At 56.2% G+C, this 15,969-nt stretch carries 16 protein-coding genes; 5 read left to right on the forward strand and 11 right to left on the reverse strand.

Annotated elements, in window-relative coordinates; translation table 11 throughout:
- The first annotated feature begins 109 nt into the window (after positions 1–109).
- Genes WC600_06605 through WC600_06620 form a run of 4 tightly spaced genes read left to right on the forward strand, consistent with a single transcriptional unit; the run spans position 110 to position 3,230 of the window.
- Complete coding sequence (locus tag WC600_06605; protein ID MFA4902400.1) at positions 110–2,068, forward strand: ArsA family ATPase; 1,959 nt, start codon at positions 110–112, stop codon at positions 2,066–2,068.
- On the forward strand, positions 2,031–2,534 hold the full coding sequence (locus WC600_06610) for a gas vesicle protein (protein ID MFA4902401.1): 504 nt from the start codon (positions 2,031–2,033) through the stop codon (positions 2,532–2,534). Before WC600_06605 ends, WC600_06610 begins: the two co-directional genes overlap by 38 nt.
- Positions 2,534–2,902 carry a gas vesicle protein K gene (locus WC600_06615; protein MFA4902402.1) on the forward strand — a complete coding sequence of 123 codons (369 nt, stop codon included), beginning with the start codon at positions 2,534–2,536 and terminating at the stop codon, positions 2,900–2,902. The genes WC600_06610 and WC600_06615 overlap by 1 nt, the downstream gene beginning before the upstream one ends.
- A gap of 13 nt (positions 2,903–2,915) precedes the next feature.
- The gene (locus WC600_06620) at positions 2,916–3,230 is read left to right on the forward strand and encodes a gas vesicle protein (GenBank protein MFA4902403.1); all 315 of its coding nucleotides are present in this window, start codon (positions 2,916–2,918) and stop codon (positions 3,228–3,230) included.
- Positions 3,231–3,797: 567 nt separating this feature from the next.
- Here WC600_06620 and WC600_06625 read toward each other — a convergent pair.
- Positions 3,798–3,923 carry a TIR domain-containing protein gene (locus tag WC600_06625; protein ID MFA4902404.1) on the reverse strand — a complete coding sequence of 42 codons (126 nt, stop codon included), beginning with the start codon at positions 3,921–3,923 and terminating at the stop codon, positions 3,798–3,800.
- Positions 3,924–4,110: 187 nt separating this feature from the next.
- Here WC600_06625 and WC600_06630 point away from each other — a divergent pair, with 187 nt between their 5' ends.
- Positions 4,111–4,362 carry an integrase core domain-containing protein gene (locus tag WC600_06630; protein MFA4902405.1) on the forward strand — a complete coding sequence of 84 codons (252 nt, stop codon included), beginning with the start codon at positions 4,111–4,113 and terminating at the stop codon, positions 4,360–4,362.
- 364 nt (positions 4,363–4,726) lie between these two features.
- On the opposite strand, the gene WC600_06635 is transcribed toward WC600_06630, so the two are convergent.
- From WC600_06635 to WC600_06680, 10 genes are all read right to left on the reverse strand, one after another.
- Positions 4,727–5,791 (reverse strand): alpha/beta hydrolase, encoded by a 1,065-nt coding sequence (locus tag WC600_06635; GenBank protein ID MFA4902406.1) that lies wholly within the window; start codon positions 5,789–5,791, stop codon positions 4,727–4,729.
- A complete protein-coding gene (locus WC600_06640; protein ID MFA4902407.1) occupies positions 5,791–6,786 on the reverse strand; it encodes a hypothetical protein in 996 nt (331 codons plus the stop codon). The genes WC600_06635 and WC600_06640 overlap by 1 nt, the downstream gene beginning before the upstream one ends.
- A gap of 94 nt (positions 6,787–6,880) precedes the next feature.
- The gene (locus WC600_06645) at positions 6,881–8,338 is read right to left on the reverse strand and encodes a DUF1254 domain-containing protein (GenBank protein MFA4902408.1); all 1,458 of its coding nucleotides are present in this window, start codon (positions 8,336–8,338) and stop codon (positions 6,881–6,883) included.
- Positions 8,339–8,417: 79 nt separating this feature from the next.
- Positions 8,418–9,824, reverse strand: coding sequence for a tyrosinase family protein (locus WC600_06650; protein ID MFA4902409.1), 1,407 nt, complete (start codon positions 9,822–9,824; stop codon positions 8,418–8,420).
- Positions 9,825–9,893: 69 nt separating this feature from the next.
- Positions 9,894–10,325 (reverse strand): hypothetical protein, encoded by a 432-nt coding sequence (locus tag WC600_06655; GenBank protein MFA4902410.1) that lies wholly within the window; start codon positions 10,323–10,325, stop codon positions 9,894–9,896.
- A 97-nt stretch (positions 10,326–10,422) separates the two neighbouring features.
- Positions 10,423–12,855 (reverse strand): alpha-amylase family glycosyl hydrolase, encoded by a 2,433-nt coding sequence (locus WC600_06660; GenBank protein ID MFA4902411.1) that lies wholly within the window; start codon positions 12,853–12,855, stop codon positions 10,423–10,425.
- A 120-nt stretch (positions 12,856–12,975) separates the two neighbouring features.
- Positions 12,976–13,398 carry a VOC family protein gene (locus WC600_06665; GenBank protein ID MFA4902412.1) on the reverse strand — a complete coding sequence of 141 codons (423 nt, stop codon included), beginning with the start codon at positions 13,396–13,398 and terminating at the stop codon, positions 12,976–12,978.
- Between the two features lie 62 nt (positions 13,399–13,460).
- Positions 13,461–14,999, reverse strand: coding sequence for a GMC family oxidoreductase N-terminal domain-containing protein (locus WC600_06670; GenBank protein MFA4902413.1), 1,539 nt, complete (start codon positions 14,997–14,999; stop codon positions 13,461–13,463).
- A 10-nt stretch (positions 15,000–15,009) separates the two neighbouring features.
- Positions 15,010–15,429, reverse strand: a complete 420-nt coding sequence (locus WC600_06675) for a nuclear transport factor 2 family protein (protein ID MFA4902414.1) — start codon at positions 15,427–15,429, stop codon at positions 15,010–15,012.
- A gap of 82 nt (positions 15,430–15,511) precedes the next feature.
- A complete protein-coding gene (locus tag WC600_06680) occupies positions 15,512–15,805 on the reverse strand; it encodes a 4-oxalocrotonate tautomerase family protein (protein ID MFA4902415.1) in 294 nt (97 codons plus the stop codon).
- Between the last annotated feature and the right edge of the window lie 164 nt (positions 15,806–15,969).

Consider the following 15,969-nt stretch of genomic DNA (forward strand, 5'->3'; position numbering starts at 1 on the left):
GGAGATGGGGCACGTTTGATGATATGGTCAACACCTTACCTGCCGGCGGCAGACGCTGGCCCGGATGTACATGATGCCTATTTCCACTACTCCAACGAGGGCCAATGGCGTGCTACCTCTTTTCGAGCATCCCTATCTCAGACTGTTATTCTTCGGCGGCAAAGGCGGCGTGGGCAAAACCACCTGTGCTGCCGCGGCCGCGCTTTACTATGCCCTCAGATCCCCTCACCGCACCGTTCTCCTGGTTTCCACTGATCCGGCCCATTCCCTGGCTGACAGCCTCGGTGATTTCCAGCCCCCCAGAAATTTGCAGATTCTGGAGTTCAACGCCGAAATTTCCCTGGCGACCTTTAAAACCCGGCACCGGGACAAGTTTGCCCAGATTGCGGCCCGGGGCACCTTCCTGGATGAAGATGATATTCGCCGGGTCCTGGACCTCTCCCTCCCCGGCCTGGACGAACTCATGGCGTTGCTGGAAATTGCCGGATGGGCCGAGGCTGGGACCTATGACCTTATCATCGTGGATACCGCGCCCACCGGGCATACGTTGCGGCTGTTGAGCACGCCGGATTTGATCCGCACCTGGCTCAAAGCCCTGGATACCTTGCTGGCCAAGCACCGTTTCATGCAAGCCTGTTTTAAGGGATCGTATCAGCACGATGAACTGGATGATTTTCTCCTGGAACTTACCGCCTCGGTAAAAAAAATGGAAGCCCTGCTCCAAGACCCCCGCACCTGTCGCTTTGTGCCGGTGATGCTGGCCGAAGATCTGGTCATCAGCGAAACCCTTAAGCTCATGGGCGAACTGGCGCGGCTCCATATTCCGGTCACCGAGTTCGTGGTCAACCGCCTTTTCCCGGAGAATTCCTGTCCCCTCTGCTCCGAAGCCCGGCAGCGCCAACAGCACCTCTTAGCCGAGTGCTTGACCAATGACGCCTTTACCGGCTATGCCTTCTGGGGCCTGCCCTTGTATGCCGAGGAAATACGCGGTGCGCTCCTTGAGAACCTGTGGGATGGGGTCTACCCCATCAGTTCCACTCCAACGGCCCTGCCCTCTCCGCCCTTTAAAATGTCGCCCCGGGTTACGGCCCCACCCCCCTGCCCCGCTCCCGAACTCAGTTTCCTAATCTTCGCCGGCAAAGGCGGGGTGGGCAAAACCACCCTGGCCTGCGCCACCGCGGTCCACCTGGCCCGTGAGTTACCCGGCAAAGAGATCCTGCTCTTTTCCACCGATCCGGCCCACTCTTTGGGGGATTGTCTGGATGTCCCCGTCGGACCCCACCCGGTGCGCCTGGCCCCATATCTTACGGCCATGGAGATCGACGCGCCGGGAGAATTTGCCTCCTTAAAGGAGCAGTATCAGCGGGAACTGGAGAGTTTTCTGGAGAACACTTTCGAGAATTTCGATATTCCCTTTGACCGTCAGGTGATGGAGCGGATGCTGGACCTCTCCCCTCCCGGCCTCGACGAGATCATGGCCCTGATGCGGGTCATTGAATTCCTCGATCACGGCCGCTACGATGTCTTCATCTTGGATTCTGCCCCCACCGGCCATCTTCTCCGCCTCCTGGAATTACCGGAACTCATTGATCAGTGGCTCAAAACCTTTTTCGGGTTGCTCCTGAAGTACAGGTTGACTTCCCGGTTTCCCGATCTCTCCCAGCAATTGGTGCAAATTTCCCGAGATCTGAAGCTCCTGCGCAGCTTGTGGCGCGACCCGGCTCGGGCTGCGCTCTACGCCGTGTCCATCCCCACGGAAATGGCCTTCCAGGAGACCGGCGATCTGTTGGCAGCATGCCAGCGCCTGGATATGGCCGTGCCGGTGCTCTTTCTCAACCTGGCCACCCCGGCTGGGGATTGTCCCTTGTGCACCGCTCTGCATCGCCGGGAGGCGCTCATCCAAGAAAAATTCCGGCGCACCTTCTCCGGCCGGCAAACCGTTATCTATCGCCAGAGCGAACCCCGGGGCCTAGAACGCCTGGGGGAATTGGGGCTGGCCCTTTTCCGGCCCAGGAATATGGAGAATCACCATGGGGCTGCTACTGATATGCCCACATTGTCACACTAAGCTATCCCTGGCCTGCCGAACCTGTTTCGGCTGCGGCGCCGACCTGGGGAACCTACCCGCGACAGCGCGCCGTTATTTTATCAGCGGGCCTGAGGATACACCGCTCTCGGCTCCGGAGCTGATCCTCGAGCCCTCGCTTGAGACCGTGGAGCCGGAAGTGCTGGAAACACATACGGAGATTTCGGCAATCATCAAACCGGAAGTGGTGGAGCCCCACTCCAAGGCGATGCTGCCAGAAACCCCCAGCTTCAAGAGCAAAGACGTCTCCTTATGCGAAGCCTTGGACCGCGTCCTCAATAAAGGCGCGGTGCTCTTTGGCGAAGTGATGATTTCCGTCGCCGATATCGACTTGGTCTACCTGGGCCTCCAGGTCATCCTGTCCTCCATGGAAACCGCCCGGGACCTAAAACCCGCCACGGGGACAACTCAGGCGGGACCGAATATCTTTGCTAAAGGAGTTTACTGATGAAACCCGCGCCACCGGTCCTGGTTGAATCCCCGGCCTTAAGCGATTTCAGTAAGATCATGCAGGGCGACGGCCTGTTCCCGGACCAGGCCCCTGGGGGTCAGGTCCCCCGCATCAACCTGGACCAGGATAATATCAAGAACAGCCTGGGGCAACTGGTCCTCACCCTGGTGAAACTGCTCCACGAACTCCTGGAGCGCCAGGGTATCCGACGCATCGAAGCCGGGAGCCTCACCGACGCCCAGATCGAACGCCTGGGTTTGACCCTGATGAAACAGTCCCAAGAGATCGACCGGCTCCGCCGGGAGTTTGGGCTGGAAGAAGCTGACCTGAATATCGACCTTGGCCCCCTGGGCCAACTCCTCTAGGGAGGAACCGCACATGAGACCACCGCAAGGCATCCAGAGTTCCATTCATAGCACCAATCTGGCGGATCTTCTGGAACGCATCCTGGACAAGGGCATCGTCATCGCTGGCGATATCAAGATTCGGCTGGTTGAAGTCGAACTCCTCACCCTGCAGATTCGCCTGGTGATCTGTTCGGTAGACAAAGCCAAAGAGTTAGGTATGGATTGGTGGGTGGCCAACCCCGCCTTCAGTCCCCAGGCCCCTCCCGATGAGTTGGCGGCCTCGCTGACCAAGATCGACGAACGGCTGGGTCGCCTGGAATCTGCCATGGCCGGCGCCGCCCTGTGATTGATCTTCTGCGGCGCGGCCGGAAACCGGGCTCAAAGCCTGGCTAAAGGTTACGCCCGGGACAGACTGGCCGCGCCGGGTAGCTGCTGCGCTGAGGCGGGCCTCGATGCCCGCCTTAGTCCTGCGGTAATGGTGCGCGGTCGCGACCCGCAATAACTTATAATGCCAACCTGTATGCCTCCTGTATTCACTTGAATAATAAAACCCTGTAAAAAACTTTACAGACTTAATTATGTTTCTCTTCCGAAGCTTGTTTTGATACGACGGTCCAGCGGGCATGTTATTTGGAGACATTTTCCTCCACGCGTTCAGCCAAAAGTCGCAGGGCTTCGGGAGGATTTACGTCTCGAGAGTGACCGCTTGGGGACAGGAAGAAAAATTTTTCATGCTTGAGGTATTCTGCGGTGGACCGATACTCAACTCATTGAGGTCAGAATTGGTTAAGCTGCTGGACTCCTTCCAAAACGGCAATCAACCCCCCAAAAATGGCGGTAACCCACTTGCTCCATTCCGCCCCTGACAGGGCAATCACGGGAATCGTCGTGGCGAGCACAAGCTGAATAATCCTCAGAATATGGGCGGGATATCCTCCAGGTCCACCCAGCCCTCCCGCTGGCGAACCTTCAGGGCATCATTGAGCCGAATGACAAAGTCCTTATCCTCACGGGCATAGGAAATGAAGACATCCGCCATAGCGCCCCCGCACCCCTACTTGAGGAAAAAAAACCGGAATACCCTTACAGAGCAATCCGGTGGTTACTTTACCTGCATACGCCTCCCTTCTCCCGGGAGCATTATATTATCTTGTATTTTATATATTATTATAGATTATTAATGTCAATTTAAACTTTTATTGAAAGCTTTAAAATTGACCGCCACCATGGACATTGAGCAGATCTTCACCAGTTTTAATAGTCTCAAGGGCAACGCTGAAACCGAGCGGTTTATACGGACTTTGAAGGAAGAATGCCTTTGGCTGGAAGAGGTTAGCAGCTTAAACGAAGCCCAGAAAAGGCTCTCAGCCTGGATCGGCTTTTACAACAATCATTACTTGCACTCGGCCCTGGGGTATCGGAGCCCTCAGGAATATGAACGGCTTTACCATGAAGAGAAACTGGGAAAAGCCGCTTGAAGCCTACACAAAGATCGACTTAAAAATGTCTCGACTTTAGGGGAGCATTACAATGGGGGGTTATCGGCGGAAAAAGCAAGTCTCCCTCAGGGTATCTTAGTCAGTTAGTTTAAGGAGCATTGACGTTTCAGAGAGGATCGATGGAATCCCGCTGAATGGTTTAATATGTGATTGATCAATATATTGGCAACTTCAGTGCTATCAACCTTATAGCTTCCTTCTTGGACCGCCTTCTTGATTGCAAAAACCCTCTCCACCCTGCTCAGGTTTGATTCGAGGCTTGCTCTGAAGGGAGGCTTCATGCGTTTATCTCCTTTGAAGCTATTTAATCGTAGCGCACGTCCCTTGTTAATCATCAAACCGATTATTTCTCGATGATCATTTCAGCCATTTTGGGCTGGCCTGGACTGAGACGAAATCCTGTCGCAAAGATAGGACTTCGGCGGTTTTTGTTTAGGCCGAGATAAGGCATGTGATGCGTAACGTTGAGTTCCGGTTGAACATTATCTCCAAGAAAGTTTTGCATTATCTCTATTACTTTTTCAGCTTTTTCTTCAGGGGGATCGTGACCGCAGCGCTCAATGACTATCAATTGGGAATTTTTCATGGCTTGATGCAGGCGTACCCCGTTTTCCAAAGGAATTATTCTATCCTCCCGGCCCCAAATAATCAGGGTGGGCACTTCGATCTGTGGATACATTCTGATTATTTCATCCAGGTGGTCCGGAGTTATCTGCCTGGCAGTCTGCTGAAATGCATGCTTCGCACCGGGGGAGGCCAAGGGTGCGGCATAGGCCTCCACGTCTTCCCAATTAATCTTACTGTGGTCATAATATAACGTTTCCATCAGGTTGCGGACTTTGGTCTTGTCTGGAATAAGATGTAGGCCCAGCCATCCCAACACCGGCATTCTTAACATTCGTATCACCCCCGGCAACTTCTGGGGATAAGCGATGGTGTCAATAAGAATCAGCCGGGATAACCTGGAAGGGTCTCGTTGAGTAAATTTCAGTGCCAGAAGTAAAGCCACCCCGCCGCCGAAGGAATGTCCCACCAAGGTGACATGCTGCAAATTATTTTGCAGGATAAACTGGTAGATCAGCTCTGCCTGATCAAACATGGAGTATTTATCGTCATAAGGTTTGGGTGATTCTCCAGCGCCCTTAAGGTCAAATAATATGAGCCGGTAATGGGGCGACAACGGTCCGATTAGGTGCCTCCATGTATAGAGGCTGCCTCCAAGGCCATGAAGAAAGATGACAGGGTCTCCTTGCCCGTAGGTTTCATAATGGAGTACCAAGGGTTCCGGGGCAATGGCGCCCCCCATGTAGTCATGCCAGGTGGTCGTCTTCTTATCAATGGCTACACAAGAAAACAGGAGACTCAAGACAAGTACAATGGCAGAGTATGACTTGCAAGGGGTATTCATTACGACAATTTTAAGGCACTGCTAATGGGAGCCGCCAGAATGGGCGCCAGAATAGAAACGACCTGGAGCAGTTGATTACTGAGGGTGAATGAAAACCCATTTTCGTTAAGCCACTGCTCCGCTTCTTTAGTTCCCAGGGCCATCTTGCCCATCTTGCCTTTGGTGATCAACTCACGAACCCGGTTTTGCAAGTGGACTGAAGAAGGTATATACGTCAGGGTCAAGACCAGGGTGAACGCGACACCCCAATAAGCGGAAATGGACCAGGCGACTCCGGCTATCTTGGACCTGAGCGCCGGATCATTCACCAGGCTTGCGGTCCAATTGAGCCACATACTCATGTGCAGGATACCGAAGACCAGGAATGCCGATGCGACATTAATGATCTCTTTCAGCCTCTGCATCCGTGAGATCATCTGCATCGGATCAACATTACCAGTCGTCACCGGTAAGTGCAGCGTTCCACATATCGCCAGGAGCAACAAAATTGGCGTAACCGCGGCGAGGATATTTACGGCTGATATAATTGCATAAACGTGTAGAAGGAAGACGTCACTGAACATCTCCGATCGCACCAGCATCTTGTAAGTGAATCCGAAGATGAATTCGTACAAGGCGTTTCGTGTTATAGCGCTATAAACCAAGTAACCAAGGTTTCCCATACAGAGCAGCATGCCGATGATAACCGTCCATGCAAGGTTCGACCCTTTGAGATACGATCTGATGGTGGAAATGGCAACGAATATTGCTACGACCGGTATGACAAGGTTCAAGAGGGCCGAGGCGAGCCACACGTACCTGGCCTTTAGTTCGGTCAACAATTGTGGAAGACCAGGGGCAGCTTCAGCCTTTACCACTGCCACGAGCTTTTGAATAATGGAAATGGCGGGATCAACGCTTATCTCAAATAAAAAGGTGGAAAACAGATACACCAGCAAAGGTGGTATCAGGAAGCGCAATTCCCGATAGGGCTTGTATTTTATAAGTCCGGCCATTGAGATTTACTTGCTTAATTTTCTTAACAGACCTGGGCTAAAGTTGAGTCCCCGGCCGCACAAGCTGTTTTCAGAGATCCTGGACTCCAATAGCCTAATCTAACCGCTTCACTGCCGGCGGTTTCCAGCTACCATTGAGTACCGACTGCTTCGGCCAGTAGAACCGCAGCATCAGTTCGAATTTATCGGCAGGAACAGGCAGCCAGTTGGATTCTTTGTCCTTGCCCGGCGAGTCCTTTTGAAGGTAGAGGTTAAGTGAACCGTCCTGGTTGTACCTGACCTTGGACCGGGAGTTGAGCTTATAGCGGTTCAATGGGTTCGCCACCAAGAAGTGCTCGGCGTTATACATGGTCAATGACCAGAAACCATGGGCCGGCGGGGTTTGGGCTTGGGGGAAGTGGAGCACGTACCGCTGGGAGCCGTTCAGGGGCTTGCCATCGCCTTCGACCTGCGTCATCATATCCACTTTGTCCTGGGGCAAGTTGGCGCCGAGGTTGACCGAGGTGATGTAGGCGCGCTGGAGGTAATCGGCGCCATAGACCCCGGTTTTCAAGGTGAATGTCCAACCGTTAACCTGGACGCCCGCTTCCTTCCCGTGCGCCGTGATTTTCTCTTGCGCGGCTTTAAGACCTCGTTCCAACCCTTTAGCGACGGCCGGGTCCAGTTTGTTCAGGTCAAAATCCTGTTCCGGGATGAGACCGATCTTCGCCAGCTTGGCGACCATGGGTCCATCCGTGGCCGCGGGCGGGTTGGCCTGAATAGCCTTAGCCAGGGTCTTGAAGTAGCTCGCCGCATCCATGCGCCGCACCTGTTCCCACCCTGACGTCTTCATGTCGACGTTCGGGTCCACCGTGCCTTTGGGCGGGGTGTAGGATTTGCCTAAGGCGCTGCGCGGTATGAGTTTGTAGTGGTCCTGGATGGCGTGCACCGCCTTGTAGTCCGCCGGGGTCCCGGTGCAATACGTGTGGCCGATAATCCACACCATGTTGGTAGGTGACTTGAGTTCCTTGACGCCTCGGGGCAACCTACCCTGCCAGCCTGGTCCGGTGATGGCGTATTTCTGGGCTTTGGTCCCGCTCGTGCGCTTGCCCGGGGCGGCGAACACGTTGGTCCAGGCGTCCAGCATCTCCATCAAGTAATAGCGGCCTTTTTCATCCGGGAGGCTCAGGATGTAAGGCTCCTTCGAGAGGTCCAGCCAGGCGAACGAAAAGAGCGTGTCCGTATTGGGATTGGGGACGCCCTTAAATGAGGCGTCCGGATACTGTCTCTGGTGAGCGAACTGGCCCAGGGGCGCGTGAAAACCCTCTGGTGCGGCCACGTTGATCATCACCCGCCGGACTGTTTCCATAATGACCAGCGGGTACCCGTAAATGTAAGCCTCGGTACCCAGGTTGAAGGCTTCGGTTTCCCGCTCTGGCTCGGAAGCCGTAACTTCAGCCCGCTTGGCTTCCTGGGCCGGAGCCGGTAGGGTGGCCAACAACAGGAAGACGGCAATGAGGGAGATTACCAGCATATACCAGGAGCGATGATACCAAGGGTGGTCTTTTCTCATGTTGTCCCCGTTTTTTCTCGCCTAATTACCGTCAACCCGTGTTTGAGCCGTTTCTGACTCACCCGATTTCTGAGCTGCCTCAGCGTCTCACCGAAATGCTGTAAGCACCCGTGCCTGCAGGGCTATAGTGCCGAACCCGCGCGAAATAGATGCCCGCGGCCAGGTCGGCGTTGATAAGGGAATTAACTCCCGGGCCACTGTCATCGTCCTGCGCGATCAGGGCGGTCTCGCTATTGGGACCGAACAGGGTAACGAAGGTGTCCGTATTCCCGGCCGTCTCTATCGTGTAAAGCCCCGTAACTGTGGCTGCGAACCGGTAAATATCGCTTTCGTTCGCCGCCTGGATATCCCCCTGGACGGGCGGCCCGTTGACCTGGATTTCGGGAATAGCCGGTTGGGCTGCATCCGCCCGCACTGAAATGCCATAGGTCCCGGTCCCGGACGTCTCATAATGCCGGATGCGCACAAAGTAAGTGCCGGCCGAGAGATTGCTCACGATCCTGGCGTTTCTGTCCTGGCCGCTGTCGTCATCCTCGGTGACGAGGGCTGTTTCGCTGTTAGGGCCGAAGAGAGACATCAGGACGTCGGTGGGTCCTTCTGTCTCGATGATGAAACTGCCCGCGGTCGCTACCGCAAACCTATACGCATCTATCTCACTGGGTTGACCGATAGAGGCCGCCATGGTCGGCGCGCCCACTGTGAGGTCGATAATGCCCGAGGGCGCCGCCGGATCGGTGTCATACGTGTATCCCAAAGTCGTATGATTGACGAGGCTGCCCGGTATCACCCCTGCAGATCCCGGCAGCACCGGCAGCATCGGTCCGGCCGGCCCGGAATAGGGCGCGGCGGTGGGATGCAATCTCTGCCACTCCGCCCACAGGCGATCCAAATTGCAGTGCAGCAGGAAAAAGGCGGGGTCGTTGGGTGAACTAGCGGCGGCTGCCGACCCTCCGATAAAGACATGTACGGTGTTATGGGCAAACTGTTCGGAGCTGGGTCTAAAAGTTGAATAAGTGAGACTACTTCCCAGGACGGAATTAACCTGGGAAGCGGTGGGCAATGATCCGCCGCCTCCCAGCTCGCGCCTGAGCGCCGGACCAGGGTCAAAGGGCGGAGAAGTAACGTTCAGGACCCAGGCGGGAAAGGCAAAGGGGCCCGTGGTCACGCGCCTGTCCGGTCCTTGGCCATCACCTCCCATGAAGTCATTGCTCCAGATGGGCGGCCCGACGGAGCGATCCACCGTCCAGTCCCAGTAGGGGATGCTCACAGTTGGGTCGACACTTTGCAAATCGAGTTCAAGCTGTAGCAGAAACTCGCGATGCCAGGGTAGAAAAATCGGATTGTTATGGATTCCCAACTGAAATAAGTCTCGATGTTGAAGTACATATTGGTCATATCTGCCGTTGGCTTTTACTTGCAGAAGCGCGGCTACAAAGCGGGCCTTTTCGTCAGCGGTTAAAGTTGACGCATTTTTTCTCACGCCCATGACACCCTCCTTGGCAGGTCGTTGTCGGTTTATACGCTACGACTCTCTTCTTTCCAAGCGGAGGTATGGCTAGCGGATCTTCCGCTCGCGAATCTGCTCCACCGCAATACTTTCGACTCCACCACCATTTCTTCCTGCGGTGTAAACCGCGGTCACGTCGAGACTGAAGGTGCTCTCAATGACCAGAAAGCCCTCAGTTCCGTGGATGAACGGTCCGAAGTCCCGCTGTATTTGGTCGCAATCCACCCTCGCGGCTTCATCAGGTTTCAACCGATCTTCAATGAATTTGGAAATACCGAGTCCGGGTTGGGTGATCTTCTTTCGCCACTTGACCGTCTGGTCGTTGGGGTTATGGATGTTGACCGCTGTCTGATAAGTCCCAGGAAGGACAGAGGTGGTAGTCTGGCTGGTTCCTGGAATATTTGCCGTGCAGAGAAATTTCGCTGCGTACTGGAAGCGGTACTCCTCGCCTTCTTTCGTTTCACTTTTCTCTCGATTCATTATCCTTCCTCCTTTTGAGTCAGGGGACTAGCTATCGATCCTCTTAGCTCCACCCTCCCCACCTGCAACCTGGCTGGATGCGGCGCCAACGCTCGGCTCATCCCGGGCGCTGGAAAACCAGCACGCTGTTAGCCGGCACCCGCACGGTGAATACGCCACCGGCAGAAGGGATCAATCCCTGATTAGCCAAGCCACTGCCACCATAAGCCGTAGCATCGCTGTTGAAGATTTCCCGCCACTGCCCATCGGCGATGCGAACGTTTTGAATGACGTAGCCGTCGGCAAAGGCGTTATTGTTCAGGCTGGCCACAATCAGAAGTTCTTCACTCCCTTCCCCGCGCCGGAAGGCGAGCAGGCGGTTGGCATCGTGGGTGTGAAGGAGGTCGAGGTTAGGTGACCGCAGGTGAGGCTGGGCGAGACGCAGGCGAATGAGGTCCTGGTAAAACCGGAACAGATTGGCGCCGGGCCCCCGGCGCAGGGCGTAATAATCCTCCCGGGCATTGATGAAATCGGCATACCGGTAAGGCCGGGAGGCGCCCACCTCTTCGCCCATGAAGAACATGGGGATGCCGGGTCCCAGCAAGGTCATGCCTGCGGCAAAGTGCACCCGCGCCTCCGCGAAGCGCCGGGTTTGGTCTATCAGGGGTGCACCATTAACTGCGACCATTATAGTTCGGCCTGAAGGGACCTGTTCCTCTCCTTCTTGATAATTAGAGTTTCCGGCCTCGTCATGGGACTCGTGGTAGATGACCTTGCCATTGACGCTGTGCTCCAGGGTATCGGCAAACCGTGTGATGGCAAGAGGCCGGTCGTCGCCATACCCGGCCATCTTGAGGAGCCTGGCGCGGCTCGGGTCCCTTTGCGCGTCGCCGATCAGATGGTGGTAAAAATCGGCATACCAGGTGGCGTCGAAACCAAGGCCATTTCGATCGGTAGGCTCAGTTACCGCGCTCCAGCCGGAATGGTCTTCGGCGATTAGAAAGACATTGGGCTTGATCAGCTTAAGAGTGCGGGCCCATTCCCGCAGAAACTTCTGACCAAACATACAGGCATCGTTGACTGGACGACCATCCGCATGCACTACTGCATCGCGATGAATTGCTGTGGTGAGATCAACCCGGAAGCCGTCGAAATGGAATTCGCTGACCAGGGCGGCGGCGCTGCTGGTGAACATCTTACGCACCATTTCCTCCCAGAAGCGGGGCGCAAACCCGCTTGAGCCATTGTCGATGTAGCCGCCGTCCGGGTTGGCATAGTCGTCGGCCCGACCCTCATACCAATAGTAAATGTTATTCTCAGGGGTGTTGGAATCGTAAGCCCATTCGGCCCGTTCGGAATCAAAGGTATAGTGGTTGTAGACCACGTCCAGGATGACGGCGATACCGCGGCGGTGGCATTCCCGCACAAAGTGCTTGAATTGATCACGGCCGCCGCCGGAATATTCGACGGCAAAATAATGGGAGGTGCTGTAACCCCACCCCGTCCAGTCCTGAAACTCCGCCATCGGCATCAATCCGATGGCGTTGACTCCCAGATCGACCAGATAATCCAGCAGCCGCATGGCATCTTCAAGAGTGCCGTCGGGAGCGCCGCGGTCCAACCCCAGGCCGTCGACGTGGAGTTCGTAAATTACCAGATCCTCGAAGCGGGCGGGCATTGGGCGGTTGGGAGTGAACTCATTCCGCCAGAACTCATCCGCGGCCAGCCATTGGGTCTCGGGCCAGACACCCTCGTTGAACAACGCCGTTACCCGCTCAGGGTCGACCACCACCGAGCAGCTCTTGGAGCCGTCCAGGTCCTGGCGGCGGCCACTCCAGGCGGGGTCTCTTTCCGGGTTGACGCCGCCGCTGCCGATCTGGCAGCGGGAATAGAGATCCGTACGATAAGCGACGGAGCCGTCATCTTTGGTAATGCGGAACATGTAAGGCGTGTGATCGAAATCCCTGAAACGGGACAGTTCAGGCGAACCGGTTAGAGTGGTCGTCCAGATACCTGCTTCGCCGCGCTGCATGGGCAGGGTGGCGGTGACGCGCCGTCCATCGTTGTAAATATAGCCGCCCACCGGTTCACCGCGCACCAGTTCAACGTTACGCGCATTTGGAGCCCATACCGAGAATTGGATTGCGGGCGTTATATTGCGGTTCACCAACAGCTTGTTGGCTCCCAATCTCCGGCAATGAGTAAAAAAATATCTCTCAACCTGGCCTGCGCCGCGCAGGCTGAAGGTGCGGTAACGCTCGGTAACTCCGGGGTCATTAACCTCGGTTGGGATACCCCAGACGTTGGGCTGCGACGCGGTATCCACAGACAGACCCCACCGGAACTCCTGACCGATTTGGCTATCGTCCAGGTTGACTGTGGCCCGGAAAGCCGGACAACCGTCTTCTGCGGTAAAGGCCATCATGGGCGTCTCGGTCCACTGCTCGGACCTGAGGCCCTGCACGTTCCAGTTTCCGGTCAAACGGGCGTTGACCAGGATTGGTTGACGCAGTCCTGTCAAATACTCGAAATTTACCGGAATTAACGCCATGGGGATATCCTCTCCGAAATCTCTAATGTGGGACACCGCCCACCTGGAAATGTAGCGCCGCCGCCCTCGGCGGCATCAGGTAGCCGCCCACCAAACCTTGAACTTTGAACCTTGAACTTTTCAAACCGGCGGGGGGTTTTCCTGATCGACAAACCCCTGGGTCACCTGGACAACGTTGCCCTCAGGATCGGCAAGCCAGACACTCTTCCAACCGGGAATAAAACCACCGAAATCCAGAGGGCCAAAGGCGATGCGCGCATCCGGGCCCATGGCCGCGAGCTGGGCAGAGATGCTGTCCACCAGGAACGAAATGCCGCGCACTCCGGGATATAATGGGCCATCAGCGCCGATGTCAGGCGAGGCGGGCCGTTCACCCTGGGCCGGAAAGAGCTCAAAATAGATATTGGGGCCTTTGAGAAACACAATCTGCCGGTTGTCCGGCAACTGGACGACCCGGGCCCGCTTGAAGCCGAAGTGCCTGGTATAGAACCTTTCCAGGGCGATAGGGTCACGGCAGTTTAGCGAAATATGATGGAAAGTCATAGAGTTATCCTCCTCCCCAGATCACGTCCACAGCGCGACTTTAGCTCACGGCGGAAATCGTTCTAGAGCCCATAGCTGGCTTTGAGCAGGTCGGCGCATTTTTCGGCGATCATCAAAATGCCGGCGTTACAATTTCCGGACGGGACCACGGGCATCACGCTGGCATCCGCCACCCGCAGCCTATCCAGATTGTGCACCCTCAAGTGGGGGTCGACGACCGCCATATCATCCACCCCCATTTTGCAGGAGCCGGCTTGATGATGGTAAGAGTCGGCCCGCTGTCGCACAAATGCGTTCAATTGCTCATCGGTGGCCACCCCCGGCCCCGGCAGGAGCTCGGCGGCAGACCAGGCGGAGAAGGCCTTGGTGGCAAAGATTGACCGGGCCACCTTCACCGCGTCCACCAATCGCTGCAGGTCAGCCTCGGTGGCCAGGTAATTCGGATTCACCAGAGGCTTGGCCAGAGGATCGCTGCCGGCTAGCCGAACCCAGCCCCGCGAGGTGGGACGGACCACCCCGGGCAGAATGCTGACGGCGTTGGGGTTGGTTTGCCCGATGATGACGTCGAAGGGTACGTGGACAAAGGCGATTTGGACGTCAGGGCCGCTTATGGCCGGGTCCGACTTATAGAACAGTGCGGCCTCCGACAGGTTCAGATTGCCAGGGGGTACCGGTTTCGAGGTCCCCTGGATCACTCCGGTCAGAACATGGTTATGGAAGTTCTCGCCAACCCCGGGCAAAGCCACCAGAAAGGGGATACCAAACTCGGCCAGCGAGACCGGATTGCCGATCCCAGAGAGGAGCAGGAGTTTGGGAGATTCGATGGCGCCCGCACAGACGATGGTTTCATGTTCGGCCCGGGCGGTCTGCTTGATGCCATTCTGAACGTATTCGACGCCGGCGCAGCGGCGTCCCTCGAATATCAAGCGGGTAGCCTGGGAGTTTGCCGACAGGGTGACATTGGGCCTTGGCAGCGCGGGCCACAGGTAGGCCTCCCGGGCGCTGCAGCGCTTACCGTCCCGGATATTGACGTGATGCCAGCCTGCCCCCTCCATGTGGGGGCCGTTGAAGTCATCGGTATAGGGGTGACCCAATTCTTTGCAGGCTTCGATGAAAGCCGCCGATGTGGGGCTGGGATTGTGCAACCCGGCATTGAGCAGCGGTATTGGACCGCCTTTGCCTACCCAGGGGCCGGTGTCGTCCTCCTGATCTTCCAGTTTTTGGAAGTAAGGCAGCACACTGCGATAATCCCAACCGGCACAACCCTGGGCCGCCCAGTCATCATAGTCCGAAGGATGGCCGCGGATGTGCATCAAGACATACAGATTGCTGGAGCCTCCCGTCAGCTTACCGCGGGGTTCGTTGGTTTCCCGTCCCGAAAGCCCCGGTTGGGCGACGCTCTTATAGCCCCAATCCACCTCCGAACCGAGCAAGGTAGGCCACATGGCCGGGATTTCAATACGGTTTTCGAGCTCGGGGGAAATCTCGGACGGGCCTGCTTCCAGCAGCAGCACCTTTACCTTGGGGTTCTCACTGAGCCGGTTGGCCAACACGCAACCGGCAGAACCAAGCCCCACCACAATGAAGTCGTATGTGCTCATGGTTCACCCCTCACGCAGGCGGAGCCTTGGGGTTGGTGGGATCAGCGAAGGAAGCGAAAGCAGTCTCATCGTGGATGGTCCGCATATACTTGATCTTGCCGCCCTCCACGCGAAAATAATTCGCCCCCACCACTTCGCGATCCGGGTTATTCTTGTAGGCTATGGGCGTGCCGGCCCGGTTGGCCGCCTGGCACTGCCAGATGACTGCCGCCTCATTGCCTTCAACCACGATGTGTTTGGGAATCATCTGAAACTTGCTGTAGCCGTAACTGATGGCGCCGATGGCCCCTTTGAGCACGTCGATCCCTTCGAAGTGGCCGGCCAACTGCTCATCGCCGGAGACGTCGTCCGTGAACAGGGTCAGCCAGTCATTCCAAGCGCTGCGATTGACGCAGTCATAGTATTTCTCGATCACTTCTTTGGTGGTCATCGTTATCTCCTTGGGGGTTCAACCTCCTAACCATGACCGCACACTGTCCCGGTGGCCATAGCCAATCCCGTCAGCCATGCGACTACGCCGCGGGCCCTCGAGGCCTGCGCCGGGGCACGTTATAGGCAGCGGAGAAAGCATCCGCGGCATCTTCGAAGATGGGTACCAAGTCGTTAATCAGGAAGTCGGGGTCGGGCAGCGGGTGGCCGGCAAGCCCCCAGTATCCCTGCTTCACCTCTTCGATCACCACATAGATGTAAGGCCGGGCGGCTTCCAGGGTCGCGGTGCAAAAGGCATCAGTCAGCGCTTTAACCAGCGCCCTCTTCTGTTCCTCAGGAAAGAAGTTCTCGATAATTTTGACATTGATGATTGGCATGGCTTCGACCTCTCGTTTTGGTGATGATCAGCTTTCAGCGATCAGCTTTCAGCTTATAAATAAACTAAGCAGCCAAAGACGGTGCGCGGTGCGCACCCTGCACTACTTTCAGTTTTAAGCAGCAAGTCAGCCGAAGCACCAGGTGAGCCATTATGAATTACTGC

It is taken from the genome of Desulfobaccales bacterium, assembly GCA_041648175.1.
In the GTDB taxonomy this organism is placed as follows: Bacteria; Desulfobacterota; Desulfobaccia; order Desulfobaccales; family 0-14-0-80-60-11; genus 0-14-0-80-60-11.

Excerpts from the sequence above, each read along its gene's own strand:
- WC600_06610 (MFA4902401.1), top strand. The coding sequence starts at position 2,031 with ATGGGGCTGCTACTGATATGCCCACATTGTCACACTAAGCTATCCCTG.
- WC600_06615 (MFA4902402.1), top strand. The coding sequence starts at position 2,534 with ATGAAACCCGCGCCACCGGTCCTGGTTGAATCCCCGGCCTTAAGCGAT.
- WC600_06620 (MFA4902403.1), top strand. The coding sequence starts at position 2,916 with ATGAGACCACCGCAAGGCATCCAGAGTTCCATTCATAGCACCAATCTG.
- WC600_06625 (MFA4902404.1), bottom strand. The coding sequence starts at position 3,923 with ATGGCGGATGTCTTCATTTCCTATGCCCGTGAGGATAAGGACTTTGTC.
- WC600_06630 (MFA4902405.1), top strand. The coding sequence starts at position 4,111 with ATGGACATTGAGCAGATCTTCACCAGTTTTAATAGTCTCAAGGGCAAC.
- WC600_06635 (MFA4902406.1), bottom strand. The coding sequence starts at position 5,791 with ATGAATACCCCTTGCAAGTCATACTCTGCCATTGTACTTGTCTTGAGT.
- WC600_06640 (MFA4902407.1), bottom strand. The coding sequence starts at position 6,786 with ATGGCCGGACTTATAAAATACAAGCCCTATCGGGAATTGCGCTTCCTG.
- WC600_06645 (MFA4902408.1), bottom strand. The coding sequence starts at position 8,338 with ATGAGAAAAGACCACCCTTGGTATCATCGCTCCTGGTATATGCTGGTA.
- WC600_06650 (MFA4902409.1), bottom strand. The coding sequence starts at position 9,824 with ATGGGCGTGAGAAAAAATGCGTCAACTTTAACCGCTGACGAAAAGGCC.
- WC600_06655 (MFA4902410.1), bottom strand. The coding sequence starts at position 10,325 with ATGAATCGAGAGAAAAGTGAAACGAAAGAAGGCGAGGAGTACCGCTTC.
- WC600_06660 (MFA4902411.1), bottom strand. The coding sequence starts at position 12,855 with ATGGCGTTAATTCCGGTAAATTTCGAGTATTTGACAGGACTGCGTCAA.
- WC600_06665 (MFA4902412.1), bottom strand. The coding sequence starts at position 13,398 with ATGACTTTCCATCATATTTCGCTAAACTGCCGTGACCCTATCGCCCTG.
- WC600_06670 (MFA4902413.1), bottom strand. The coding sequence starts at position 14,999 with ATGAGCACATACGACTTCATTGTGGTGGGGCTTGGTTCTGCCGGTTGC.
- WC600_06675 (MFA4902414.1), bottom strand. The coding sequence starts at position 15,429 with ATGACCACCAAAGAAGTGATCGAGAAATACTATGACTGCGTCAATCGC.
- WC600_06680 (MFA4902415.1), bottom strand. The coding sequence starts at position 15,805 with ATGCCAATCATCAATGTCAAAATTATCGAGAACTTCTTTCCTGAGGAA.